Origin of the sequence: Sphingobacterium sp. UBA5639, assembly GCF_002421245.1 — a bacterium.
Taxonomy (GTDB): Bacteria; Bacteroidota; Bacteroidia; order Sphingobacteriales; family Sphingobacteriaceae; genus Sphingobacterium; species Sphingobacterium multivorum.
Genome location: NZ_DIJR01000005.1, coordinates 118,561 through 144,087 on the forward strand (window position 1 = coordinate 118,561; position 25,527 = coordinate 144,087).

The following is a 25,527-nucleotide window of genomic DNA, read 5'->3' on the forward strand; positions in this document are numbered from 1 at the left end:
AGAATTTTAATCTTACATGCAGTTTTAACGATGTTGAGCGCTACAAATATAGCGTTTTTATTTTGATGTCGGGAAATTTTTTGAGGAATAGTCAAATTGTTTATTTTTCTACTATTTGCTTGGGACAAATTGTACTTTTGAAAAAACGAATATTGTGAATAGAGTTCTACTTATAGATGACGAAGAGAAGCTTCGGAAATTGCTGGCCAAAATTATTAGCCTGGAAGGTTTTGATGTGATCGAGGCTGCTGACATTAAATCGGGGTTAAAAAAGCTTGAAGTCAGTGATGTAGATGTTGTACTTTGTGATGTGAAGCTACCTGATGGTAATGGAGTTGAAACGGCTAAATTAATTAAAGAGCGGTATCCAATTGTAGAGATTATCTTATTGACGGCATACGGGAATATTCCGGATGGCGTTCGGGCGATAAAAAATGGTGCTTTTGAATACATTACGAAAGGAGATGACAATAATCGCATTATACCGTTGCTTTATAAAGCCTGTGAAAAGGTTGCATTAGCTAGAAGGGTGGAGCAGTTAGAAAAACGATTAGGCGACCGACTTTCTTTTGATAAGATTATTGGGAAATCCAGTGCAATAAAAGCGGCCATCGGCATGGCACAAAAAGTTGCTGTTACAAATACAACGGTCTTGCTAACGGGCGAGACCGGCACAGGTAAGGAGGTTTTTGCACAGGCAATCCATCAGGCGAGTTCAAGAAGAGATCGTAGTTTTGTGGCGATTAATTGTGCCGCATTTACAAAAGATTTGCTGGAAAATGAGTTGTTTGGCCATAAATCCGGTGCTTTCACTGGTGCGACTAAGGATCAACGTGGTTTGTTTGAAGAAGCGCATTTGGGGACTATTTTTCTGGATGAAGTCGGGGAGATGGCTTTGGAACTTCAAGCTAAAATTCTTCGTGTTTTGGAAACTGGCGAGTTTTTAAAAGTTGGGGACTCCAAACCAACGAAAGTGGATGTGCGCATCATAGCAGCAACCAACAGAAATCTCGAAACCGAAATTGCATCAGACCATTTCAGGAGTGATCTATTTTATAGGCTTTCTGTTTTCACGATTGAATTACCGCCATTGCGCGAGCGCATTGAAGATATAGCGACATTGGCGCAATACTACGCTGATATCTTTGCTTTAAAATCCAACTTGAAACCGTTGCAGATGACCCCTGAGTTTGTGCAGGCTTTGGAAGGCAACTTATGGCGGGGAAATATCCGTGAACTGAAAAATGTGATTGAACGCAGTGTGATTTTGAGTGAGGGTGGCGTATTAGGTGTGGAGAGCCTTCCTTTTGGTGAACGTGAGTATAGGGAAGGGGCAAACGTCTTGTCAAACTTTGCAATGTCCAACATGGAGAGGCAGCATATACAACGTGTATTAAAACATACGAATGGAAATAAAGCTGAAGCAGCTCGATTGTTAGAAATCGGCATCGCTACTTTGTATCGAAAAATTGAAGAATATCGAATCCAATGAAACTTAAAGCAAAGCTGACATTCGGGGTAGGATTTTTATTTTCTATGATCTTGCTGCTTGCGATAGTGAGTGGGTATTATGTTTATCGATTAAAAAAAGATACCAATAATATTTTAGTCGACAATTATAATACGCTGCATTATTCCAGAAATATGTTGCTGGCTTTGGAAGACCTTCATACGAATGGGAAGAGCATGGCGCTATTTGAAGATAATTTAAGACTCCAGAAGCGCAATGTAACCGAGCCTGGAGAACGGGCGGTGACCGAACGTATAGATCAACACTTTTTGAGTTTAAAGAAACAGGTGAAAGATGCAACAATTGCTGCTGACCTGCACAAAGATATATTTCAGTTAATGTATCTTAATATGCAGGCGATTGAACACAAAAATAATATTGCCAATGCAACAGCTGAAAAAGCAATTTTGGCCATCTCCATTGTAGGTTCGCTTTGTTTTATGATGGCATTTGTATTGCTTGTGAACCTCCCTCTAGCCATTGCTGGCCCAATTGTACAATTAACTGATAGTATTAAACAAATTGCTGCTGGGAACTATAAAAGGAGACTTCACTTTAAGCGAAAGGATGAATTTGGAGAAGTGGCGCATTCGTTCAATACAATGGCTCAAAAGCTCGAGGAATATACAGAAAGTAAATTGGGTAAGATCTTGCAGCATAAAAAGAGAATTGAAGCGCTTATTGATAATATGCATGATGCCGTTATAGGGATAGATGAGGAAAAAAGAGTGCTTTTTGCAAATGAACCCGCTTGTTTGCTCTCGGGGTTAAAACACGCAGAATTTGAAGGGCAAAAATTAGCGGAAATAGCATCTTCCAATGATTTACTTAATAAGCTTCTCGATAAGATTGACTCTTTAAATCAGAAATCTGAGCGTCTGGATTTAGTTCAGATCTTTGCCTATGGAAAAGATAACTACTTTGAACTGGAGGTTATCGACATTAATGTTGTACCAACGGGAGAGGAGAGTTCGCAGTTTATTGGACAATTTATTTTGTTGAAGAACGTGACAAGTTTTAAGGAACGTGATGTCGCAAAAACAAATTTTATTGGAACGGTATCTCATGAACTGAAGACTCCAATCGCATCAATACGCATGGGGATCCAATTGCTCGAGAATAAGCGGATTGGAGCGTTGAATGAAGAACAAAAAGACTTGCTTGAAGGAATTGCTGATGATACAGAGCGACTTCTGAAAATTACGGGAGAACTTTTGGATATTGCACAAGTGGAGAGTGGTACCATTCAGATGAAGCTGAATCCGGCGACAATCGGACCGATTATAGATTATGCCCTGTTAGCCAATCGTTCAATGCTTGACCAAAAGAAAATTCGACTACAGGTTGAACTGGAAGAGGAACTGCCGATGGTTTTTATTGATAACGAGAAGACCGCATGGGTATTGACGAATCTACTGTCCAATGCAATTCGTTATTCCGATGAAGGGGGGGCGATTTGTCTTGCTGTCAAAAGAATGGGCGCCAGGGTGCTTTTGCGTGTTGAAGATCAGGGGCAAGGAATCCCGGTACAATATTTAGCGAAGATTTTTGATCGGTATTTCCGTGTTCCGGGGGGTACAAAGGAAGGAACAGGCTTGGGGTTAAGCATAAGCAAGGAATTTATCGAAAGCATGGGGGGAGAGATTGATGTGCAAAGTGTTTTTGGTACTGGAAGTGCATTTTTCGTTTACCTTCCTATTGCACCGCTTAAACAATCCACTTAAAAAAAGGAAGAGCTCCATGAGAAGCTCTTCCTTTTTTGCTTTACGAGAGATTGAAAGATCCTGCAGCTTGCTACGCAGAGGCTGCAGGATCGGCACCCGCTAAAGTTTTATTTCATTGTCATCGATAAGTTTTGCATCACGTGTATTTTTTTGTACTGCGATAGCTGAAAAAATACTCAATGAGAAGGACATGGCATAGAATCCTTTTTCACTTAACAGCAGATCCGCGTTCCATAGGCCTACAGTTAATAGCACGACCGCAGCAATTGTTGCAAACCAGCTTAAACCATAGTACAATTCGGTAACAGCTAGTCCTTCTGCTTTATCTCTTACACTTTTTTGAACGGAGATAACCGCAAATAGCGCAAATAGTAAAATTGTAAAATAATACCCTTTTTCATTTAATGCCATTGTTGCATTCCATAAACCTACACAATAGCCAACGGTACCAACCAATAATGCAGTCCAGGAGGCTCCGATAAATGCTCCTGTTGGTTTAAATGGGTTTCTTTTGTCTAAATTTCTTTCAGCCTTTTTTTCTTCAATCATGTTTTTTAGCGGTTCCATAATTTTCTTGTTTTAGTTTTAATTTGTTGTTGTTTTATGATTCAAATATCGATAGGAACTAATTATTTTAAAACTTGAATTTATAAGAATACTGACGATATAATTTTGTTTAATATATTTGTTTAATTCTAAATTTTAGCTATGGCGGACGCGATATCGGATCTCCTATTATTATTGAATAAAGATGATATTAGGGATTTTAAAACCTTTTTGAAACAAAAGAATAAGCGAAATGATGTGAAAAATATCAAGTTACTTGATATTATAGAAACTGATGATATAAATAAGCTAAAAAAGTTATATGATCCCATTAAAAACCGGGATGCTTATCACGCATTGAGGAAAAGACTTCATGATAGTCTTTTGTTTTTTCTTTCAAATAAGGTTTTTGAACGAGACAACAGTGAAGCCCACGAAGCGTTGAGATTATTTGTTGTGGGCCGTTTTCTATTGGAAAGTCAGTTCATTAAGATTGGATTCAAATGCCTTCAACGGGCTGAGGACAAGGCTCTTGTTCTGGAGCAGTTTAGTTTGCTGAACGAAATCTTGCAAATCAGACTACAATATGCACATTTAGATTTGAATGTCAATTTGGAATTGCTTATCGATCGTTTTACCGAAAATCAGCAAAAACTGCAGCAAGAAGCAAAATTTCAGATTGCTTATGCGCTATTGCGTTCAGCATTGCAGGATATTCATTTGAAAGCAAAAATAATTGATATCAATAAGTTGATTTTGAGTGTACTGAGTAAATACAGTATTTCTTTGGATGATCTCTTATCATTTAAATCACTCTATCAACTTCTGTATATTGCAAATGAGTATGCCGCAATACATCAAAACTATACACTGGTTCATTCTTTTTTAAAAACAGCAGATAATTTTTTGATGAAGTACGATGAACCATCGGCGCATCAGCTATTTTACTATCTTCATATTTTGTATTATCTGGCCAATTTTAATTTGAGGAACGGATTCTTTAACGAGAGCATCGGGTATTTAGAACGCTTGAATGAAGTTTTATCTCAAGGAAATACGGTTTTTCGAGTCCAGTTTCAGCTGCGGTGCCATTTGTTGATGGCATTGAATTTCCATTACCTTGGCGATGGAGTAAAAGGTCTTTCCGTGTTAAGGGCGGGGATTAAGCAAGCCTCACCAAAATCAAGTGAGGTTGATCTTGCGGATTTACAGTTGTGTTTAGTGATGTTTTTAACGCAATTTGAAGATAAAACAGCATTGATTGAGCTTCGGCAGTTGATTCGAACAGATGCTTGGTACGAGAAGAAAATGGGCATGTTGTGGACGATTCGGAAGAGTCTGCTTGAAATTCTGATCCATATTCAATTCGATCACATCGATTTGGCAACCTTGAAATTAAAAAGCTTTGTCGGTAGGTATAAAAAATACTTGCTGAATGTCAAGGAAAACAGAGTGATTGATTTTGCCAAATTGGTAGAGAAATATCTTTTAAATCCAGCAGTTATTCAAGGGAAATCCTTTCGGGCAGCTGTTCAAACTATGGCGGAGGACAAAGAAAATAAAGATTTATTTATTATGGGATTTATTGCTTGGTTGAAAGCTCTTATTGTATCTCAAAGTCCGTATCAGGTTTTATTGAATTTGATCAAAGAGGATAGCCGGTGATCAATAATAAATATGTAAGACGATTTGTTTCTTTGAGGAGTCAATCAGGTTCTGTAGTCTTTTGTAGAATTCGACGTTTACCATAGGACAGCCTTCACTGAGACATATTGGATCTACTTGTTCATCGTAAGGCATGCGGTCATATTTGTGTAGAACGATGTTTCTAGCATATGCATTGCTATTGGAGCTATCTAAGCCATATAATTTATATGCTTTTCCAAATTTACCGTTATACGAGCTGCCGATAGCATAACTACCTAGCGATGTCGCATGAGAGTTATCCGTATTACTAAATTGCAAAAGATTCTTTTTTCCGGTTTCGGAGCCGGATCCATGTGCCACTAGCCCTTGATCTAGAATCCGATCTGTTTTTAGATCGACGACAAAAAAACGATTTCTTCCCGAGGGTCTTTTCATATCCAAGAGAAAGGATATGTCACTATTATACTTTTTGTTGTTTATGATGCGTTTTTTTACGTTCGTTATTGCCATCGTATAGCGAAAGGCGTCTGAAGGAGCATTTTCTTCCTTATCAACAACGGCTAAAAGCGTGTTTTTTTGAATGGTTTTGTATGTGATAAGGCCAATTCCAAGGATAATAACCAAAAGAATGATTTTATTCATGTAAATAAAGCATAATTCATCAAGTACTTTTAGTAGAACTTATGGCAGTTGTACGGGAGACCTATTCTATTTGTTTATAAAATCGTTCGAAGGTTTTCCAGTATTTATCTTTGTAGATGCTATAATCAATTTGAAGAATTTCCCTGTATTGTTCAATTAATCGATCGATCACTTGTGAGGCTTTTCGGAATTCTGTACAAGCCAGGTAAATTTCCCTTAGGCTATCGGCAGTTTCTCGACCGATATTAAGAAATCCAATATCATTTGGAAGACTATTCATTAATTCTTCTTCATATTTATCCATTAAATCGTAGGTCTCCTGATCGGGCATACCATTGGTTGTTGTTCCGTCATAACTAATCTTTAATGTAACTATCCAGGGGTGAGAAGCTTTTCCATCCCAGTCTAATAAGGTCGTATTTATGATGGCAAATATGGGTAAGTCATTCTCCAGGGTGCCCTCAAAAGCGGTGTATGTATCATCTGCAGTTAGGTGTCTAACGTCGGTATATTTTTCCACAAATTCCTTTTCCCGCCAGATCAAATAGTCTTTTAATTTAATTAGTGGAATCAGCTCTTCTGTTGCAAGCTCTTTTGAGGTTACATTCAGGTTGTCTATGGCTATGATCGAGTTCAATTCACCAATGTAATTTTCGAGAAATATTTCTATACCATGGGAAATATTGGCCTTATGCTCTTCCGTATAATCGGGGTGAACAATAACAATATCAACTTCATCCGGATGGTATCTATGTTGAATGGGATAAAAGAACATATCCTTGATGTCAAAAGTGAAGCCATACATCGTGATTTTGAATTTTTCCATATCCGCAATAGCGGGTTTTAATGCGGTAAATTTCCAATGCGCTAATGCTGGAGCAGAAGCGATCAGATGTTCTACGAACGCAATGTTTTTGATGACACCGTCAGGGGTGATTACAAGTTCTGCGGTGTTATCATCGTACATTCCCGTTAAAAAATACAGCTCCTTGCGAAGAGCATCGATCTTCGGCGAAAGTTTGCTGAAAAAATGCTGATCAATTTGTTCTCCAGCCTTGACGATTTGAAAAAATGCCTGTTCGTTTTTTTTAAACCAATCCCAAAACTCCGTTATACTGTCCTTTTTATTTTCTTTTTTACCAAAAATAGTGTTCAAAAATCCCATAATTAATAGCTGTTTGATTGAATAATCAACGTGCGTATCTGTTACTCAAAGCGTTTTTTATAACCGTAGCGGAGAAAATGATCCGAATGAAACCATCATGAATACCTCTGCTCCTAAATTTAATTATATAATTACGATCCGGCAAGGGAATTTAAGTTTAAAAAAAAATGAACAAACAATTGTGTAGGGAGTTTGTTAGGATTATTGTTGGAATTAATAAATTAAAATTGGTCTTATGAAATTGAGCAAATTAACATTTTGTCTATTGGCAACCACGGTTGTACTTTCCTTCACGGCATGCAAATCAGGTTTGTCTGATGATAAGTTGGAAGAAAAGATCGAAAATGCACTCACGGGGCGTAAAACAGTCGACGTTGAAGTTGAAAAAGGGAAAGTTATCTTAAGTGGTACAGTTGCTTCCGAAGAAGAAAAGCAACAAGTGGAATCGATTGCTAAAACAGCAGGTGATAAAGACGTCAAGTCTATTCAAAACAATATTATCGTTAGCGCACCAGTGTCTTCAACGCCAGCTCCTATTGAGGTATCCAATAATGATGCGGTACTTGGCGCAGCAGTGAATACGTTTATGAAGGATTTTCCTACAGTACAGGCCAGTGTAAAGGACGGTGTGATCGCAGTTACAGGTACTATGGAGCAAGCTAAGATAATTACTTTAAAACAAGGTTTGGATAACTTAAATCCCAAAAAAGTAGATTTAAGCGGTATTGTTGTCAAAAAATAAACTAGTGAAATTATGTCATTGCAGGAAAAATATAAGGTTCTTTTAGATACGGCACAGTCTTCAGGTGTAAATGACTTGAACTATGCCGAAATGGATGGCGTATTACAAATTCGTGGTACCGCACCAACAGCAGATGTGAAAAATAAGCTCTGGGAAATCTACGGTAATATAGATCGTAATTTCCAAACCGGAGATGTGGTCTTAAATGTAGATGTGGCTACAGAAGTGCCCGGAAGCCAGGTGAAAGTTATAACAGAAAATAGCAATTTGAACATTCGAAAAGGTCCCGGTACAGACCAGCCTATCGTGGGAAAAGCTGCTAAAGGAGAAATCATCACATTGATTAGTAAGGCTAATGATCAATGGTGGTTGGTCAGAACCAAAGATAATGAAGAAGGGTATTGTTATGCACAATATTTAGAGTCTGTTTAGTTCTCGAATGTTATTCATACGATGGGTACCAGTACCAATTGGCTTTGAAAAAAGGGGAGTTATTGATAAATAACTCCCCTTTTTTCATTTCACGATTAAGCTTGTCTGTTCTGCAATATGAGGGTACTACAGCATCTATCGTATTGGGGAATTGTTTGGAAAATCAACTGTACTTTAATTTTTGGTGTAATAATTGTATTACTATGATTGCAACAATTTTATTACATTATGTCGAAATCACGCTTTATCCTATTATTATGCTTGTGTTTAGCTGTTCAGTTGGGAGTTGCGCAAGAGTATGTTCGCTTGGACAAAGATCGTTATCAATTGCATTTGTCGGAATATCCAAAGGATACCATCCGGATACTAGAAAAAGGTAAGGAGACGAAATTGAAACAGGGTAAATATATTCTGCAGAAGAATCAATTTATGGGACTTTCCAATGCATTTATTACCATTAATCAGGATGGCATTGTCGACGGTGATTTTAAAATTGAAAAAGATGGGCGTACCGGTGATGTTATCGTACGGCATGGTGTGCTGGAGCAAATGAATGTGAGATCTGCTGCCTTGCCAGACTTTCAATATATGATAACGGATAGTTCAAGTGTGCAGCGTAATTTTAAGAATGGGAAAATCAGTCAGGAAAAGACGGTATTCTACCGAGCTGCCAATAGGGGTAAAAAAGTGACAAAAGTCTTTTTTGATAATTATTACACGGTTGAAAATGATTTTGACCATACCAGAGCCGACTATCGATTAGACAATACGTTGATGTACAGTGCCAAATTGAATTGTGGTGGTCAGGTACAGGAATCAAAGTCATTTGATGCCAATGGTCAATTACTAAAACATACCTATCGGAAAGCTAAAATTGATTACACGGATCTATATCAGAATAATAATCTTGTTGAGCGGAAATATAGCGTTAATAACTGCTTTTACCATGAGTATTTTAAGAATTCATTGTTAGTGCAAAAGGTCGTGGAGAAAAAGGATAAAGGGAATACAGAAAAGTATGTTTATAATGGAGCGGGAAAATTGACGGGTAAAAATACGGGTGGATAATCTAAAAATGCATATCCAAGCAAGTGTGGATGCGAATATTTTTGAATTTAAAAAATATAGCGCTACCTTTGTCAAACAATGAAGAAAATGAACAACATATTACGTCTTCCATTTTTCTTTAATTATTATCGCCCGATAATCGTTCGGGACCCCTATGCCTATTAAATTAAGAAATTCAATTATTATTTATAGCTAAGCCCGAACATAACGTTCGGGCTTTTTTTATTTTATATCACACCATGTTAAAAGAGTTAGCAGAAAATATCGAGATTATTTTACCGAAGGAGGGACTTGCATCGAAGTTGAAGGAGGCTGAAGAAAAGAACCGACCACTGATTATAAAACTTGGTTTTGATCCAACAGCTCCGGATCTTCATTTAGGGCACGCTGTTGTGTTAAAGAAACTACGGCAGTTTCAGGAACTGGGGCACGAAATCGTGATCCTCGTTGGTAGTTTTACAGCCCGTATCGGCGATCCTACAGGAAAAAATAAAGCCCGTAAGCCTTTGCGCCAGGATGCGATCGCTCACAATGCGGCAACCTACATTGCGCAACTGTCTAAAATTATTGATGTTTCAAAAGCGAAAATTGTTTTTAATGGAGACTGTTTGGATCAATTAAATTTTGCAGCTGTTATCCAGCTGGTATCGAAAGTCACTGTTGCACAGTTGATGCAACGACATGATTTTAATAAGCGTTTTAACGAAAACCAATCAATAGCCATTCATGAATTGCTTTACCCGATATTGCAGGGCTTTGACTCCGTACATGTCAATAGCGATATCGAAATGGGGGGAACGGACCAGCTATTCAATTGCGCGATGGGCCGGCAGCTGCAGGAATCATTTGGACAGGATCCGCAAATCGTGCTGTGTATGCCGTTATTGCGCGGGCTGGATGGAAAAGAAAAAATGAGTAAATCATTAAACAATACGATCGGTCTTTTGGATGAACCGAATGAAATGTTTGGTAAAACCATGTCTATTCCTGATCATTTAATTCCGGAATATATTGACTTGACTACTGATTTCAATCAGGAAACCAAACTTAGCATGAAAACCCGTATTGAAATGGGGGAAAATCCAATGGAAATTAAGAAACTTATTGCACAGAATCTAGTTGCTCAATACCATGGCGACGAGTTTGCGACCAGTGCTGTTGATTATTTTGTCAGGCAATTTCAGCGCAAGAAATTGGAAGAAAAGGTCTTTGAGGAGGTATCGGGTCAACTATTGCGCGACCAGTTTGGTGAACAAGTTAAGCTGGTCGATCTATGTCATTTCCTAAAGGGGGGAACAAAGTCAGCTATGCGAAGATTGATTATGGGCGGTGCGGTGCAGATTGATACGATAAAACAGCTGAATGCGGAGCTAATGGTTGACTTGAATGTGTGTTTTAAAATTAAATTAGGAAAAAGAACTTATTTTAAAGTTATTTAGTAAGGTTTGTGAGGGTATACTTTTGTAATATTTTGCTAAAAGCCGTAAATTAACGTAAAGATTCTTTCTTAAACCATAAATAATTTCTACCTTCATATAGGAGTCTCATACTTTATTTTCATACCAATTATAGATGGAAACATATAATAATATTGTTTTGGAGCGGTTGCCCAAACATTTGAAACGCTATGTAGTAGCCCAACGATATGAACGTTACACCGCGCTGGATCAAGCATTGTGGCGTTATGTCATGCGTCAGAATTATTCTTTTTTAAAAGATGTAGCCTATTACCCCTATATTCCTGGATTGAAGAAAGCGGGATTATCCATTGCGACCATCCCGAACCTACAGGACATGAACGATAGTCTAAAATTAATTGGCTGGGGGGCAGTGACAGTGGATGGATTTATTCCGCCGGCTGCTTTTATGGAATTTCAGGCACATCGCGTACTTGTTATTGCTGCAGACATACGTCAATTGGAACATATCGAATATACACCGGCACCAGACATTATCCACGAATCTTCGGGACATGCACCTATAATCGGTGAGCCAGATTATGCGACATATTTGCAGTATTTTGGGGAGGTTGGCACGAAAGCACTTTCTTCGGGCAAAGATTTTGAACTCTACGAAGCTATTCGTCACCTATCTATTTTAAAAGAACACGCTACAACAACGGCGGCTGAGTTGGCGGAAGCAGAGAAAAATTTGCAGATCATTCAAGATAATATGGGCGAGCCTTCGGAGATGGCATTGTTGAGCAGGTTGCATTGGTGGACTGTGGAATACGGACTTATTGGAGATCTTCATAACCCCAAAATTTATGGAGCTGGTTTACTGTCTTCCATTGGAGAAAGCGCAAGCTGCATGCAGAAAGATGTGCCTAAGTTGGCGTATGGTTTAAATGCAATCGAATATCCTTATGATATTACCAAACCACAACCACAGCTATTTGTTACACCGGATTTTGAACACCTAAAGCTCGTATTGGATAAATTTGCTGATACCATGGCTTTTCGCGTAGGGGGCAAACAGAGCCTTGACAAGGCAATAGACTGTAAAGCTGTTTGCACTGTGGAATATAGTTCCGGTTTGCAGGTGTCGGGCGTTTTTAAGTTGGCCAACGCGGATAAAAATCTCTCTTATATTCAAACACAAGGACCTACAGCTTTGGCTGTAGCGGGTAAACAACTTGAAGGCCATAGTATAAATTATCATAGTGAAGGGTTTGGCTCTCCGGTGGGACACTTGCTAGGTGCCGATCGTAACTTAGCCGATTTTGATGAAACAACATTGATTCAATATGGTATAGCGGAAGGGCGGCAGTGTTCGTTAAACTTTGCTTCTGGGATTATTGTATCAGGAATTGTTCAAGGAGTTGTACGTCATTTGAGTAAGATTGTTTTGATTTCATTTACCGGATGTGAGGTATACCGTAGCAATGGGGAAGAGGTGTATTTTAAACCTGAATGGGGAACATACGATATGGCTGTCGGAGCAGAAATTGTATCTGTATTTGCGGGCGCTGCAGATAAAGATGCCTATGATTTGGTTGAGGAGCATTTGGATCAGGCTCTATCTTCAGTACCTACCGAAACGGAAGATGTTAAACTAGTGAAGTGTCATGCTGCGATACGGAATTTGCGGGACAACGGATTTAATCAAAAGATCTGGCTGGAAATTTTCAGTCAATTGGGGCCGGAAAATGCAGATAATTGGTTAGGTTTGGTTGAATTATTTGAAATTGCCTGGGCTAATGATGAAGCGCAATTATCTACTCAGGCCGAACAGAGGCTCTTGGAATTTATTACCCTATATCCAAATTTGAAAAAACTGATTCGCGATGGACTGCGTGTTGCTAAAGAGGAGGCTTTAAATAATCACTAAAATATCAGCTGAGCAATAGGAAAACTAATTGGCCTTTAGCATTGAGTTCTAGAAAATAGGACGGTCTAAGAGTTTGAACGTACTATTTTCTGGAACTTAATTATACTAGCCCCTTAATAAAATTTGCCACGCTTCATGAAGTTTGCCCGCATCTAATAGTTGGGCAGCGTATTCATGAACTTTTTGCGTGAATTTTGATGGGCTATCTTCGAAATTTAGCTTCAGATAGTTGAAGTATTTATCTTCTTGCTGTGGGTCTTTTATTGTTGGTTGTGTTTCAACATTAGCCAGCAAGCCCAGGTGATTTCCAGTTAGTACATTCGAAAATCTAATTTTTTCTGGAAGTTGATCTATGCCAATTCCCAAGCTACGGAGGGGCTTCGGGACAATAAATAAGTTCTCGTCGGTTACACGACAATACCAATCACCACCGAGCCTTGCTACCAAATCCAAATCTTTTTGTTGAATGGTATTGTTCTCGCCCAATAAGTGTTTATGAACATGCATATAGAGGATCTCGGCGATAACGAGATTGCCAGCTCCTGGCTCATTGCTTAATGCGACAACCTCTCTGACCTGGCATTCCAGCTGGACTGGCGATTCGGCTACACGCGGTGGTGCCACCTGAATAGAGGGGATAGGCGTAAAACCCGACTTATCAAATTCATTTATTTCCTTGGCATATTCGGTGCTGGCAAGGGATTGTTGCTGGACCATAGCGTAGTTAACGATATTGATGACAACTTCATTAACCTCCTGGATATTATCCAATGTATGTTTGGTACTACCATCACGCATCCTTCGCAATGGAGAGAAAACACAGATGGGCGGCTGATGGGACATCAGGTTGAAATAGCTGAAGGGGCTTAAATTTATGTTTCCATTGCTATCGATCGTGCTTGCAAAACAAATTGGCCGCGGTGCAACAGCGTATTTAATTAAATTATCTATAATCGCTTTGTCTTTAACAGATTCAAAGGTGATGGTTTCAAAGGAAGAGGTCATATCCGTATATTTATGAATGGTATAATACAATAGAATTGGAAAGTTTTCCGAGCGCCGTGATTTCTAGCTCAATCTCATCGCCAAGGTTGAGCCATTGGTCTTTATGATTAGGGTCGGCTATGCGTGCCGTACCATTGAGCTCAAGAAAGCAACCTGTTCCGACTGTCCCAGAGCCGATTATATCACCGGGGTAAAGTTGTACACCATAGGAAACCCGCTCAATAATTTCTGCAAAAGTCCAATGCATGCTCGCAAAATTGCCCGCTGAGACTTGCGCGCCGTTTACTTTACAAGTCATATTGAGCGAATAACAGTCGCCAATATGTCCTGCTGCAGGTTGAACCTTATAAGGTTCCAATTCATCCTTTGTCACCAAGTAAGGTCCAATTGCTGTTGCAAAATCTTTGCCCTTGGCAGGGCCCAAATTCAATTTCATTTCCTCCATTTGAAGTTTTCTGGCACTAAAATCATTCATAATCATATAGCCAGCAATATACTCATCCGCCTGCGCAGCGGGAATATTGATTCCTGGTTTATTGATAACTATTGCGATTTCTAGTTCGAAATCCAGTTGATTTAAATGCAGGGGCATGCATTGAACGGGGCCAGGTCCCTGTATAGACTGATGGTTGGAGAAATAGAAAACAGGAAATTCATCAAATTCAGGGATCATATCTAATCCGCGGTTTCTTCTCGAGGTTGCGACATGCTGTCGAAAAGCGTAAGCATCACGAAAAGATGTTGGCTGTGGCACAGGGGCGATAAGTTGGATATCGTCTAGTAGGCGATAGGGCCTGTTCATAGCGCCGCGACGCAAAGCTGTTTCAAGGATTTGTAGCTGATTCATGGTCTCTCCACCACCCTTGAGGAAGTCCGACATCGTTGTGGGAAGGTTTTGATCGATGACTGAGCAACTATAAAAGCGGTCGTCTATAACAATGCCCAATTCTTGTTGACCATTTTTAGTGCTAGTGACAATTCTCATATATGAAGTGTTCTATTTGGTTATTCAATGTTGTTAGCATTCGACACAAATATATTGTATAAGATTTGAAAAAAATATTTCTTCTCTTGAAAATAGAAAAATATTATTACCTTTATTAAAGCATTATAAACTATAAAAAATGATCAATCGTGGTGTACATCGCTTTGCGTCCTCCATGCCCTATGTTGCTTTTAATAAAGCAATCATAGCTGATATCGTTTTTGCACAATACTAATCTTCCCTTTTACTACTTGCCGATCATTCTATTGGCAATTTGGATATTCATTTAATTTTATAACCGTTTAAATCGTAGAATTATGCCATTTTATGTTAAACAAGGGCAAATTCCAATGCAGCGACATACTGTTTTTAGAAAGCCCGATAACACGCTTTATGCCGAGGAATTAGTATCCACACATGGTTTTTCCAGTCTTTATTCCTTAGTGTACCATTGTCATCCACCCACACTCGTTAAACAAATCAGCGAGCCTTATGATGTGTCTCCCCGGATTGCCCGCGACAAACATCTTAAACATACCAGTCTAAAGGGATTTCAGGTACAGGCAAAAGATGACTACCTCGAAAGCAGGACCCCTGTGTTGGTTAATCAGGACTTACATATATCCTTAGCAGCTCCCCGTCGGTCGATGGATGACTATTTTTATAAAAATAGCCAGGCAGATGAGATTGTCTTCATCCATCAGGGGATGGGAAAACTCAGGACTGGATATGGGAGTATCTCCTTCAAGTATGGAGATTATTTGGTAATCCCCCGAGGAACGATTTATCAAATGGAATTTGAACAGGAAGATAATCGGCTGTTTATTGTTGAATCATTTTCTCCTGTACGTACGCCCAAACGTTATCGCAATGAATTTGGTCAATTGATGGAACATGCGCCCTTTTTTGAGCGGGACATTCGGGTACCTCAAAATTTGGAAACTTTTGATGAACTGGGTGACTTTGAAGTGAAGATCAAGAAGCAGGGTATGATTTATCCGTATGTTTATGGGAGCCATCCATTTGATTTTGTTGGTTGGGATGGCTATCATTTTCCATGGGCATTTTCGATTCATGATTTCATGCCGATAACAGGCAAATTGCATCAGCCACCACCCGTTCACCAGACCTTTGAAACAGACAATTTTGTATTATGCAGTTTTTGCCCTCGTATGTATGATTACCATCCGCATTCGATTCCAGCACCATATAACCATAGTAATGTAGATTCAGATGAAGTCCTATATTATGTGGATGGCGATTTTATGAGTCGAAAATCTGTGGAAAGGGGACAGATAACGTTACATCCAGGTGGTATACCACATGGACCTCATCCAGGGACGGTGGAAAAAAGCATTGGGCAAGTGAAAACCGAGGAGTTGGCCGTGATGATCGATCCTTTTCGACCACTGATGTTGACCCAAGAAGCACTCGATATAGAAGATCCAGATTATTATAAATCTTGGATGAGTTAGGAAAATAAACGAATAACCTTTATATAAATTATGGCAAATACATTTGCAGAAAAAATTGCCCAAGCGCAAGATTTTCTACCGATTAATGGCACAGATTATATTGAATTTTATGTTGGCAATGCCAAACAGGCCGCACATTATTACAAAACAGCTTTTGGATTCCAGTCGGATGCGTATGCCGGACCGGAGACAGGTGTTCGAGACCGTGTATCCTACGTGTTAAAACAAAATAAAATACGTTTAGTGCTTACCACGGCATTGAAATCTGACCATCCTATAACAGCGCATGTTAAAAAACATGGTGATGGTGTCAAAATATTGGCTCTTTGGGTCGATGATGCACGAAAATCATTTGAAGAAACAACAAATAGAGGAGCGAAAGTCTATCAGGAACCACAACTTCTGAAGGATGAAAATGGAGAAGTTTGGACAGCAGGCATTTATACCTATGGCGAAACCGTTCACATGTTTGTTGAACGCCGCAATTATTCTGGTCCATTTATGCCAGGATATGAAAAATGGGAAAGCGATTACAATCCAACGGAAACCGGACTGCTTTATGTTGATCATTGCGTAGGTAATGTCGGATGGAATAAGATGAATGAAACCGTAAAATGGTATCAGGATGTAATGGGCTTTGTCAATATTTTATCTTTTGATGACAAGCAGATTAATACAGAATATTCTGCTTTGATGAGTAAAGTGATGAGCAACGGAAATGGCTTTGTGAAGTTTCCGATCAATGAGCCTGCCGAAGGAAAGAAAAAATCGCAGATAGAAGAATACCTTGAGTTTTATGAGGGTGAAGGTGTACAACATGCGGCTCTGGCAACCAAAGATATCGTGGCAACCGTGCGGGAACTTAAAGCAAGGGGAGTAGAATTTTTGGGTGCTCCTCCCGAAGCATACTACGATATGTTGCCCGAGCGAGTTGGAAAAATTGATGAAGAGATACGGATCATCCAAGAACTGGGCATTCTAGTTGATCGTGATGAAGAAGGTTATTTGCTACAAATTTTTACAAAACCGGTAGAGGATAGACCAACTTTATTTTATGAAATCATCCAACGTAAGGGGGCACAAAGTTTTGGCGCAGGAAATTTTAAGGCTCTTTTTGAAGCAATTGAACGTGAACAAGAACGCCGAGGAAACTTATAGCAGTATGGAAGGGATGAAGGAATTATTGGGCGCTTTTGAGCATAAAAGCCCTGAAATTGTTTTCGAATGGAAAGATAGTGAAACTGATGCCAGGGGATGGATTGTTATTAATTCCTTACGTGGAGGTGCCGCCGGCGGAGGTACCCGAATGCGGGCTGGATTGGACAGGCATGAGGTAGAATCTTTGGCAAAAACAATGGAGGTCAAATTTACGGTATCTGGACCTGCAATAGGGGGCGCAAAATCTGGAATTGATTTCGATCCACACGACCCAAGGAAAAATGAAGTGTTGGAACGTTGGTTTAAAGTTGTCACACCGCTATTGAAAAACTACTATGGAACCGGTGGAGATCTAAATATCGATGAAATTCATGATGTCATTCCGTTAACGGAAGAATATGGACTATGGCACCCTCAAGAAGGGATTTTGAATGGTCACTTTAAGGTGAATGAAAGCAACCGTATTCATCAAATTGGGCAATTGCGTTATGGGGTCTCCAAAGTATTGGAGGATAGTTCCTACAGTCCGGATCTGAAGCGTAAGTACAAAGTGGCAGATATGATCACGGGTTATGGGGTGTCAGAGTCAATTCGTCATTATTATCAACTTTTTGGTGAAAATTGCTTTGGGAAGCGAGCGGTAATTCAAGGTTGGGGTAATGTTGCTGCCGCAGCGGCATTTTATCTGTCTAAACTTGGTGTAAAAATAGTTGGTATAATTGATCGCGTCGGCGGACTTATCAATCCGGAAGGATTTGGAGAGGAAGAGATTACCCGTTTGCTTTTAGAACGCAAAGGCAATGAGCTTTGTTCTCCGGATTTGATTTCTTTCGATCAGATACAGAAAGAAATATGGAGTCTGGAAACGGATATTTTTGTGCCTGCTGCGGCCTCCCGTTTAGTGTCAAAAGATCAGATCCAACAGCTGATAAATCATGGGCTTGAGGTGATCGCGTCAGGTGCCAATGTACCATTTGCAGATCAGGAGATATTTTATGGTCCTGTGATGGAATTCGCAGATCAGCATGTTGCGGTTATACCAGACTTTATTGCCAATTGTGGTATGGCGAGAGTATTTGCTTATTTAATGCAACGGAATATCGAAATCAGTGATGATGCAATTTTTTCGGATGTTTCCAGCGTAATTTTTGAAGCACTAAAGAAAATTAGGTCGGTTTCTTCTAAAAAGACTCATATTTCATCGAGAGCATACGAAATTGCATTAAAACAGTTGGTAGAAGCCGGAAATTAACCGTAAGAGGCTAAATTCTAATTTGCTTTTGCCGCAACACTATAAAAAAAACACTTGAAGCGGGGAACTTCAAGTGTTTTAACTAACCAATTATTAACCTAAATTTATGAATGCTTAAAACAGTGCAATACCTATGCCAAAACTTATTTTCTTAGCATGAACATATTGTCATTTTTTTGTTATTAAAATTTCTGCCTGAAATTCGATTTTTTTGAAGTTTAGTTGAGAGATCAAAACAGCGTAGACTAAAAAAAACTCGTTGTACAGTTTTCAAAAACTGATGCTCTGAATGATTTTTTTTGTTTTGTATTTGTCTTAACGTGTTGATAAACAAAAACTCCTGAAGCGGGGAGCAACAGGAGTCTTCCTAACCAATTATTAACCTAAATTTATGAAAAGTACCTATATAACGTAGTAAGTTCAAAAAATGTTTCAGCTGATTGTGTATTTTTTTAATTTTTAACATTTTTTGACTATTTACTGTTGAATTTCAATAAAGTGTACTACTATTTATTTTGTTTTCTTTTTAGGGGAAATAAAAAACCTGTTAGCGGGGACTAACAGGTTTTTTATAAACTAACTAAATTATTAACCTAAATTTATGAAACTATTGAACAATATTCAAGAAAGATGCCAATGTGCTGGATCCGTTGGCTGTTTAACGATTTTTAACAGCTGCTTTTCCGACAAGAAGGGGAGCCTCTAATTCTGCAGGACAATCCATTTAATTTTCAAACCTTTTATTGCTCATAAGCGTTTATCTAAGCAAAAGGGGCAGCAATCCATGCTGTCTATTTGACACAAACTGTTTAAAAAAAAAGGTACATGTCTTTAACATATCGCTATCAATTTGAAAATGACGATAGCCCATTTTGGGCTTTTGCCATTCATGATGGCCATCAGGTCGATGCGCATTTGATGCCCTACATGAATATTGCAGAAGAGGAACGATTACGCGAAGAGGATCCTTATACAGCTATTTTGGCGGAATTACCTTGTAATCGATTTGTATCTGGAACTTCCAGGTTTCAATTGGATCTTAATCGAAAACGAGAAGATGCTATTTATCTTTTGCCTGAGCAATCTTGGGGGATACAGGTATGGCGAAGAGATCTACCCAATGAACTAAAAGATCAGCTGTATGCTGCCTATGATAGCATGTATGAGGAAATAAGCCAAGCGATTCAGCGTACGATTGATCGTTATGGTTATTTTATCGTGTATGATATTCATAGTTATAATATGCGTCGCGGGGGACCTCAAACTAGTGTGAATAATGCCGCCGACCCTCAAATCAACATTGGGACACAACATAATCACGAAAAATGGCGAATGCTGACTGATCAGGTACTGGAAGTACTACAGACTGGAAAAGATGGACAAGTTTACGACGTACGCGAGAATGTGAAATTTAAAGGCGGATTCCTTTCTGCGTATTTGAATGATAAGTTTGGCGATAAGGGCTGTATTTTTTCTATCGAATTTCGGAAAGACTTCATGGACGAATGGACCGGAGAAGTATTTCCGCAAAAGCTTCAGGAGTATAAGCAACTTCTCTTGCACAGCATTGGAACACTGGAAAATTATTTTGCCTATGAAAGATAATGCGAAACAACTTGCTGGCATTTTAAAAATGATCAAAAATAAGGAGGTTTTCCACGTACAGATTCCCCCAAAAAACAAACTGGTCTTTAATCAAGTTGTTCCTTATCTGTTTTTATACAGACAGTTTTTCAGTCAAGACCCTATGCTGGCAGAGTTGGTTAAATCAGAACCAGCTTATTTTAGGGTAAGAGATCCGCAGATGAATGTTTCTGAATGGATCGCTCCAATCCTCAATCAACTTGTCGAAGAGTTTGGTGCTTGTTTGATTATTGAAGCTTGGGCCGCAGATCCGGCACAGGAGGAAGATATCCAAATTCATATTGCGCGGAAAAATGTACAGGCTATCGCTCAGTATCTAGGCAAGCAACTGCTCACAGAAGAATCGATTTCCAACGTGGAAATACTGACAGATTCCAAAACAAATGCAACGCAAAGTTTATCTCCTTCGAGCGTACAGTTGGATAACCTGAACACCAATATATTTTATATGGGGCTGGAGATAAAACCGAAATACCTTTTAGGGATAAATCAGCAAATTTTACCGATTGATCTGCGTCATTTCCGTGAGGCCATATCCAGGAGTCTGTCGAAAACATTCTTTGAATTCATTCGCATACATACCTTATCTAAACCTACAGCATTTAAAATAAGCCAGCCTAAAAAGATGCTTCCTTTAGCTTGGGAGATTGATCAGAAATTAGCACGGGAAAGCCAACGATTTGATTTTTTATTATTGGTTACGCCAACAAATTCGTATGATGCCTGGCAGCAATTCAAGAAAGGAAATTACCGAAAAACCCCTGTTTTTCGATATAGACCCATGCCCATTGATCCAGATATTATCAAGAGAAACCTCTATAACTTGCATATCGAAGATTTATTTGATCCTTCCATTGCTTATTTGTTTCGTGATAAACGCAAGGAGCTTGATCAGATGATGACCATGCTGAGTGAGCGGGGAAAAGAAGGATTTTTGTTGGGCAGCATGCAGGTCTTTGGTACTGTCAATGAAAAATTACTAGAAAAGGCACAAGCAATTTTGACAATTACAACAACGGATCGAGAAGTGAGAACGAAAGAAGAGGACATTGTCTATGCCGAGGAATTTGCCAAGCTTGCCCAGGAAGAATTCGATTATCTGAAAAACCAAGATCCAAGCTTTGGCACCACAGTGAGGCTACGGGATGATATTTATGGTGTGATGGTCAATCAAGGTGTACTCAATATAAGTAAGCAGTATAGTTTGCCGCGGAATAGGGTCAAGGCACTGATTCAACATGAGGTCGGTACACATATCGTTACGTACTATAACGGCAAGCAACAGCCGTTCAGTCTCTTTCGATTAGGAGTTCCCGGTTATGAAAAACTTCAGGAAGGCCTCGCCGTACTTGCTGAATATTTGGTAGGGGGCCTGACAAATAATAGACTACGTATTCTGGCAGGCCGAGTTATCGCTGTCCATCAGATGCAGCAAGGCGGTTCATTTATTGATACATTTTCCGTCTTGGTAGACAAGTATCAATTTTTGCCAGAAACAGCTTTTCAAATGACGATGAGGGTCTATCGAAGTGGCGGGCTTACCAAAGATGCATTATACTTGAGTGGTTTAATCGAATTGACCAATTATATCAAGAGTGGACGAGATCTATCCCTATTGACGATGGGTAAAATCCGCGAAGATTATATACCAATCGTAGAAGAACTTATGTTAAAGGGGGTATTGAAAGCCCCGACCCTAATCCCAAGGTATCTAATGGATCCATACAAGGATGCCTTGTTACATCTCAAAAAAAGTAATGGAATATTTCAAATGATTCAGTAATCAGATATTTTATATGAAGATAGCATTCGTGATCAACCAAACCCATAAAGAAACTGCTCGTTTCACGACAACCCTTTTGGCGTTGAAGGCCCATCAAATGGGGCATGAAATTTATTATATTGGCTTGGCCGATTTCTACTATGAGTCAGCCTATATTGCCGCCCATGTACGAAAAGTACTTCCTGATCAGATGCTTACTTCTGCTAATCAACTCATGGAGGTATTGCGCACAACGGAAAAAACTAAAATGATTTTGGAAGATATGGATGTGGTCTGGCTACGATTTGACCCAGTCCTGGATATGGTTAACCGACCTTGGGCTGCAGCATCGGCCCTACAATTTGCCGCTCTCCTAAAAGAAAAAGGTGTATGGGTTATCAATGATCCCGATAGCCTTAGTCGGGCTAGTAATAAGTTGTATCTTGAGGGATTTGATGAATCTATTCGACCGAAAACAATTGTAACCCGAAATTATACCGATGTCATTGAGTTTTTTGAACAACAGAATAAACTTATTATTTTAAAACCCTTGAAGGGCTCCGGCGGTAAAAACGTGTTTTTAATCAATAAAGATAATCAGCAAAACCTCAAGCAAACGGTAGAGGCTATTGCCCGGGATGGTTATGTGATTGGCCAGGAATATCTTCCGGAAGCTTCCCGCGGTGATATCAGATTCTTTTTATTAAATGGAGAACCTATTTCGATCAATGGTAAATATGCTGCTGTTCATCGTGTACAACAAGGGGACGAGATTCGGAGCAATGTGCATCAAGGCGCAAAGACCCAAGCAGCCATTATTTCACCGGAGTTATTGGTTATGGTCGATAAGATCCGAGATAAATTAGTTCAAGACGGAATGTATTTTGTCGGTTTGGATGTGGTGGGAGATCGTATTATGGAAATCAATGTGTTTAGTCCGGGGGCATTATGCCAGACGGAAGAAATTGTAAAAGAGGATTTTTCGGCGCTTATTATAAAAAAAATAGCGGAGAGGGTTGCTTTCAGGGAACGAGGTTGATGAGAGTTGACTTTAGGAAGACTGTGTTGTAGAAATCCGATGGAGTATTGTAATGGCGATTTTCAGTAATTATGAATTTGAAATGAATTACATGGATTAAATTCTTGTTATTTTTGAAAAAAGAAAAATATGCTGATTATCGATTCTCCATCCCACAACGCCTATTTTAACATCGCTTCAGAGGAATATTTATTGGGTAAATTTCCTAAAGAGGATATTTTTTTACTCTATGTAAATGACCCTTCAATTATCGTGGGTAAATTTCAGAATACCCTGGCCGAAATCAATCTTGATTATGTCAACGAGCATCAGATTAAGGTCGTGCGACGAATGTCTGGGGGTGGTGCCGTTTATCATGATGCTGGGAACTTAAATTTTTCTTTTCATACCTTATTGGGAGATCATGATTTTATGGATTTTTCAACCTTTACACAGCCGATTGTAACTATTTTGAACAAATTAGATATCCCTGCAAAATTAGAAGGAAGAAATGACCTCCTGGTAGATGGGAAGAAGTTTAGTGGAAATGCCAAGCTTGCAAAAAATGGGAAGATGATCCAACATGGTACGATATTGATTGATTCGCAGATGCAGGTATTAAGCGATGCTTTAAAGGTCAATCCATTGAAGTTTGTAGATAAGGCGGTAAGATCGAATCGCGCACGTGTCACAAACTTAATTGAATATCTACCTGCTGGTTTTACGACTGGATATTTTAAGGAATTGTTGATTAAAGAAATAAAATTTGAGAATCCGACAGCCAAAATGATTGAGTTTACCGCTTTGGATATTAAAAATATAGAAAAATTGGTCGAAGAGAAGTATGAAACATGGGATTGGAACTTCGGTTTTTCACCAAATTATAACTTTAAAAAAGCAATTAAGATCCCAGCAGGATTCATCGAGTTGCATTTGGATGTACATAAAGGATACATTGAAAGGGCTAAAATTTTCGGTGATTTTTTTGCATCCCGATCAATTCATGAACTTGAAAATTTATTGATTGGTGAAAAGCATGAAGTAGGAGAAATTGATAGCTTACTGAAATCAATTGATTTGACGGCGTATTTTGGTAAAGTTGAACCCGCAGAAATTCTTACCTTGTTTAAATAGAAAATGTAGTATTGCCCGATACGGGTGTTAATTAATAAATATATGCCTTGGAATCCAGTTGTATACAATCAATTTAAAGATATCCGTTTTAAACCGTTTTATGATTTATCTGAGCTAATTACTGCCGATAAAATGGAGCATGCAGTCGATTTAGGTTGCGGTACAGGTGAACAGACAGCTATCTTAAGCGAACAATTTTCTCAAGCGACCTTTCTTGGGGTAGATTCTTCTGCGGAAATGCTTTCTAAAAGTCATAAGTTGGAAACGGAACGTCTAAAATTTAGGCAAAGTTCCGTTGAGAACTTCATTGCAGAGCCAAAAACATGGGATCTTATATTCAGTAATGCTGCTTTACAATGGCTGGAAGATCATCAGGTTCTTTTCCCTCAAATTATTTCTAAGCTTAATGTTGGCGGGCAATTGGCGATACAAATGCCTTATCAGCCCGAAAATATACTCAATAAAATTTTATTCGAATTGGCGACGGAAGAACCCTATCGATCCTATTTAAGGGGCTGGAATAGGCCTTCTTCGGTATTGGATATTGATACTTATGCGCAATTGTTATTTGATAATGGCCTGGATCAATTAAACCTTTCTCTTCGTGTATATCCGCTCATTGCTGCTGATGCAGATATGCTTTACAATTTTATCGCTGGGTCTGCTTTGATTCCTTACATGGAACAATTGGAGGAAGATAAGAAGCCTATGTTTGTAACTGAATTTAAAACACGCATCAAAAAACATTTTACTAAATTTCCAGCGATCTATTCTTTCAAGCGCATTTTATTATATGGGCGTAAAGGGTAATTCACATATCGATCAGATCGGACCAATGGGCAGCTGTGATCGTAGCCAAGTCTGTTGGGGCTAAAATAATCTGAAGCCCCCTTTTTCCTGCGCTTACCGAAATCGCTGTCTCCAATTGTGCGGCCTCTTCAATAAAGGTTGGGAACCGTTTTTTCATGCCAATAGGTGAACAGCCACCACGAATATAGCCGGTCACCGTTAAAAGGTCTTTCATCGGGAGCATTTCGCAGTTTTTATTCCCAGAGGCCCTCGCTATTTTTTTTAGGTCGAGTTGTGCATTTCCGGGAACTACGGCGACAATGTATGGATCTTTGTTACCTTTTAATACCAAGGTTTTATAAAGGGTCTCGGGCGACAAACCTAGGGTTTCGGCGACATGCGCAGCGCTGACGTCCTGTTCGTCAACCTCATATGCTCTGAGTTCATACGTTATTTTTGCTGTGTCCAACAGGCGAACAGCATTTGTTTTACTCGACAT

The 25,527-nt window shown here is 39.1% G+C and carries 22 protein-coding genes; 16 read left to right on the top strand and 6 right to left on the bottom strand.

Going from position 1 to position 25,527, the window contains the following annotated elements; translation table 11 throughout:
- Positions 1 to 154 precede the first annotated feature (154 nt).
- Both B4Z90_RS04435 and B4Z90_RS04440 read left to right on the top strand, forming a co-directional pair.
- Positions 155 to 1,492 carry a sigma-54-dependent transcriptional regulator gene (locus tag B4Z90_RS04435; protein WP_112374412.1) on the top strand — a complete coding sequence of 446 codons (1,338 nt, stop codon included), beginning with the start codon at positions 155 to 157 and terminating at the stop codon, positions 1,490 to 1,492.
- Positions 1,489 to 3,234 carry a sensor histidine kinase gene (locus B4Z90_RS04440; RefSeq protein ID WP_286801460.1) on the top strand — a complete coding sequence of 582 codons (1,746 nt, stop codon included), beginning with the start codon at positions 1,489 to 1,491 and terminating at the stop codon, positions 3,232 to 3,234. The genes B4Z90_RS04435 and B4Z90_RS04440 overlap by 4 nt, the downstream gene beginning before the upstream one ends.
- A gap of 99 nt (positions 3,235 to 3,333) precedes the next feature.
- On the opposite strand, the gene yiaA is transcribed toward B4Z90_RS04440, so the two are convergent.
- Entirely contained in the window at positions 3,334 to 3,801 is a 468-nt protein-coding gene (gene yiaA / locus B4Z90_RS04445) for an inner membrane protein YiaA (protein WP_046675653.1), read from the bottom strand.
- Between the two features lie 141 nt (positions 3,802 to 3,942).
- Between yiaA and B4Z90_RS04450 the strand changes: the two genes are divergently transcribed.
- Positions 3,943 to 5,445 (top strand): hypothetical protein, encoded by a 1,503-nt coding sequence (locus B4Z90_RS04450; protein ID WP_115047854.1) that lies wholly within the window; start codon positions 3,943 to 3,945, stop codon positions 5,443 to 5,445.
- On the opposite strand, the gene B4Z90_RS04455 is transcribed toward B4Z90_RS04450, so the two are convergent.
- Both B4Z90_RS04455 and B4Z90_RS04460 read right to left on the bottom strand, forming a co-directional pair.
- A complete protein-coding gene (locus B4Z90_RS04455) occupies positions 5,446 to 6,069 on the bottom strand; it encodes a murein L,D-transpeptidase catalytic domain-containing protein (RefSeq protein WP_201639462.1) in 624 nt (207 codons plus the stop codon).
- Between the two features lie 61 nt (positions 6,070 to 6,130).
- Positions 6,131 to 7,234 carry a DUF695 domain-containing protein gene (locus tag B4Z90_RS04460; RefSeq protein WP_286801461.1) on the bottom strand — a complete coding sequence of 368 codons (1,104 nt, stop codon included), beginning with the start codon at positions 7,232 to 7,234 and terminating at the stop codon, positions 6,131 to 6,133.
- Between the two features lie 235 nt (positions 7,235 to 7,469).
- On the opposite strand from B4Z90_RS04460, the gene B4Z90_RS04465 reads away from it, so the two are divergent.
- From B4Z90_RS04465 to B4Z90_RS04485, 5 genes are all read left to right on the top strand, one after another.
- Positions 7,470 to 7,976 carry a BON domain-containing protein gene (locus B4Z90_RS04465; RefSeq protein ID WP_112374389.1) on the top strand — a complete coding sequence of 169 codons (507 nt, stop codon included), beginning with the start codon at positions 7,470 to 7,472 and terminating at the stop codon, positions 7,974 to 7,976.
- A 12-nt stretch (positions 7,977 to 7,988) separates the two neighbouring features.
- On the top strand, positions 7,989 to 8,408 hold the full coding sequence (locus B4Z90_RS04470) for an SH3 domain-containing protein (protein ID WP_112374388.1): 420 nt from the start codon (positions 7,989 to 7,991) through the stop codon (positions 8,406 to 8,408).
- A gap of 228 nt (positions 8,409 to 8,636) precedes the next feature.
- A complete protein-coding gene (locus B4Z90_RS04475; protein WP_112374387.1) occupies positions 8,637 to 9,476 on the top strand; it encodes a hypothetical protein in 840 nt (279 codons plus the stop codon).
- 239 nt (positions 9,477 to 9,715) lie between these two features.
- On the top strand, positions 9,716 to 10,915 hold the full coding sequence (tyrS, locus tag B4Z90_RS04480; protein ID WP_286801463.1) for a tyrosine--tRNA ligase: 1,200 nt from the start codon (positions 9,716 to 9,718) through the stop codon (positions 10,913 to 10,915).
- 133 nt (positions 10,916 to 11,048) lie between these two features.
- Positions 11,049 to 12,806: an aromatic amino acid hydroxylase gene (locus B4Z90_RS04485; RefSeq protein WP_286801465.1), complete on the top strand. Its 1,758-nt coding sequence runs from the start codon at positions 11,049 to 11,051 to the stop codon at positions 12,804 to 12,806.
- Between the two features lie 105 nt (positions 12,807 to 12,911).
- Here B4Z90_RS04485 and B4Z90_RS04490 read toward each other — a convergent pair whose 3' ends face one another.
- Both B4Z90_RS04490 and B4Z90_RS04495 read right to left on the bottom strand, forming a co-directional pair.
- Complete coding sequence (locus B4Z90_RS04490; RefSeq protein WP_070569284.1) at positions 12,912 to 13,811, bottom strand: flavin reductase family protein; 900 nt, start codon at positions 13,809 to 13,811, stop codon at positions 12,912 to 12,914.
- Between the two features lie 10 nt (positions 13,812 to 13,821).
- Positions 13,822 to 14,796: a fumarylacetoacetate hydrolase family protein gene (locus tag B4Z90_RS04495; RefSeq protein WP_286801467.1), complete on the bottom strand. Its 975-nt coding sequence runs from the start codon at positions 14,794 to 14,796 to the stop codon at positions 13,822 to 13,824.
- A 317-nt stretch (positions 14,797 to 15,113) separates the two neighbouring features.
- Between B4Z90_RS04495 and B4Z90_RS04500 the strand changes: the two genes are divergently transcribed.
- From B4Z90_RS04500 to B4Z90_RS04535, 8 genes are all read left to right on the top strand, one after another.
- Entirely contained in the window at positions 15,114 to 16,271 is a 1,158-nt protein-coding gene (locus B4Z90_RS04500; protein WP_070569289.1) for a homogentisate 1,2-dioxygenase, read from the top strand.
- A 30-nt stretch (positions 16,272 to 16,301) separates the two neighbouring features.
- Entirely contained in the window at positions 16,302 to 17,429 is a 1,128-nt protein-coding gene (gene hppD / locus B4Z90_RS04505; protein WP_070569291.1) for a 4-hydroxyphenylpyruvate dioxygenase, read from the top strand.
- A complete protein-coding gene (locus B4Z90_RS04510) occupies positions 17,401 to 18,681 on the top strand; it encodes a Glu/Leu/Phe/Val dehydrogenase dimerization domain-containing protein (protein WP_236586100.1) in 1,281 nt (426 codons plus the stop codon). The genes hppD and B4Z90_RS04510 overlap by 29 nt, the downstream gene beginning before the upstream one ends.
- A gap of 825 nt (positions 18,682 to 19,506) precedes the next feature.
- Positions 19,507 to 20,286, top strand: a complete 780-nt coding sequence (locus B4Z90_RS04515) for an N-formylglutamate amidohydrolase (protein WP_201639456.1) — start codon at positions 19,507 to 19,509, stop codon at positions 20,284 to 20,286.
- Positions 20,276 to 22,108: a flavohemoglobin expression-modulating QEGLA motif protein gene (locus B4Z90_RS04520; protein WP_053003900.1), complete on the top strand. Its 1,833-nt coding sequence runs from the start codon at positions 20,276 to 20,278 to the stop codon at positions 22,106 to 22,108. The genes B4Z90_RS04515 and B4Z90_RS04520 overlap by 11 nt, the downstream gene beginning before the upstream one ends.
- 13 nt (positions 22,109 to 22,121) lie before the next feature.
- Complete coding sequence (locus B4Z90_RS04525) at positions 22,122 to 23,126, top strand: glutathione synthase (RefSeq protein ID WP_201639455.1); 1,005 nt, start codon at positions 22,122 to 22,124, stop codon at positions 23,124 to 23,126.
- Between the two features lie 129 nt (positions 23,127 to 23,255).
- Positions 23,256 to 24,239: a lipoate--protein ligase gene (locus B4Z90_RS04530; protein WP_201639454.1), complete on the top strand. Its 984-nt coding sequence runs from the start codon at positions 23,256 to 23,258 to the stop codon at positions 24,237 to 24,239.
- A gap of 42 nt (positions 24,240 to 24,281) precedes the next feature.
- A complete protein-coding gene (locus B4Z90_RS04535) occupies positions 24,282 to 25,049 on the top strand; it encodes a methyltransferase domain-containing protein (protein ID WP_286768303.1) in 768 nt (255 codons plus the stop codon).
- A 1-nt stretch (position 25,050) separates the two neighbouring features.
- Here B4Z90_RS04535 and ybaK read toward each other — a convergent pair whose 3' ends face one another.
- A complete protein-coding gene (ybaK, locus tag B4Z90_RS04540; protein WP_286801469.1) occupies positions 25,051 to 25,527 on the bottom strand; it encodes a Cys-tRNA(Pro) deacylase in 477 nt (158 codons plus the stop codon).

Excerpts from the sequence above, each read along its gene's own strand:
- B4Z90_RS04500 (WP_070569289.1), top strand. The coding sequence starts at position 15,114 with ATGCCATTTTATGTTAAACAAGGGCAAATTCCAATGCAGCGACATACT.
- yiaA (WP_046675653.1), bottom strand. The coding sequence starts at position 3,801 with ATGGAACCGCTAAAAAACATGATTGAAGAAAAAAAGGCTGAAAGAAAT.
- B4Z90_RS04520 (WP_053003900.1), top strand. The coding sequence starts at position 20,276 with ATGAAAGATAATGCGAAACAACTTGCTGGCATTTTAAAAATGATCAAA.
- B4Z90_RS04450 (WP_115047854.1), top strand. The coding sequence starts at position 3,943 with ATGGCGGACGCGATATCGGATCTCCTATTATTATTGAATAAAGATGAT.
- B4Z90_RS04525 (WP_201639455.1), top strand. The coding sequence starts at position 22,122 with ATGAAGATAGCATTCGTGATCAACCAAACCCATAAAGAAACTGCTCGT.
- ybaK (WP_286801469.1), bottom strand. The coding sequence starts at position 25,527 with ATGTCGAGTAAAACAAATGCTGTTCGCCTGTTGGACACAGCAAAAATA.
- B4Z90_RS04495 (WP_286801467.1), bottom strand. The coding sequence starts at position 14,796 with ATGAGAATTGTCACTAGCACTAAAAATGGTCAACAAGAATTGGGCATT.
- hppD (WP_070569291.1), top strand. The coding sequence starts at position 16,302 with ATGGCAAATACATTTGCAGAAAAAATTGCCCAAGCGCAAGATTTTCTA.
- B4Z90_RS04535 (WP_286768303.1), top strand. The coding sequence starts at position 24,282 with ATGCCTTGGAATCCAGTTGTATACAATCAATTTAAAGATATCCGTTTT.
- B4Z90_RS04455 (WP_201639462.1), bottom strand. The coding sequence starts at position 6,069 with ATGAATAAAATCATTCTTTTGGTTATTATCCTTGGAATTGGCCTTATC.
- B4Z90_RS04460 (WP_286801461.1), bottom strand. The coding sequence starts at position 7,234 with ATGGGATTTTTGAACACTATTTTTGGTAAAAAAGAAAATAAAAAGGAC.
- B4Z90_RS04490 (WP_070569284.1), bottom strand. The coding sequence starts at position 13,811 with ATGACCTCTTCCTTTGAAACCATCACCTTTGAATCTGTTAAAGACAAA.
- B4Z90_RS04530 (WP_201639454.1), top strand. The coding sequence starts at position 23,256 with ATGCTGATTATCGATTCTCCATCCCACAACGCCTATTTTAACATCGCT.
- B4Z90_RS04475 (WP_112374387.1), top strand. The coding sequence starts at position 8,637 with ATGTCGAAATCACGCTTTATCCTATTATTATGCTTGTGTTTAGCTGTT.
- B4Z90_RS04465 (WP_112374389.1), top strand. The coding sequence starts at position 7,470 with ATGAAATTGAGCAAATTAACATTTTGTCTATTGGCAACCACGGTTGTA.
- B4Z90_RS04515 (WP_201639456.1), top strand. The coding sequence starts at position 19,507 with ATGTCTTTAACATATCGCTATCAATTTGAAAATGACGATAGCCCATTT.
- B4Z90_RS04440 (WP_286801460.1), top strand. The coding sequence starts at position 1,489 with ATGAAACTTAAAGCAAAGCTGACATTCGGGGTAGGATTTTTATTTTCT.
- B4Z90_RS04470 (WP_112374388.1), top strand. The coding sequence starts at position 7,989 with ATGTCATTGCAGGAAAAATATAAGGTTCTTTTAGATACGGCACAGTCT.
- tyrS (WP_286801463.1), top strand. The coding sequence starts at position 9,716 with ATGTTAAAAGAGTTAGCAGAAAATATCGAGATTATTTTACCGAAGGAG.
- B4Z90_RS04485 (WP_286801465.1), top strand. The coding sequence starts at position 11,049 with ATGGAAACATATAATAATATTGTTTTGGAGCGGTTGCCCAAACATTTG.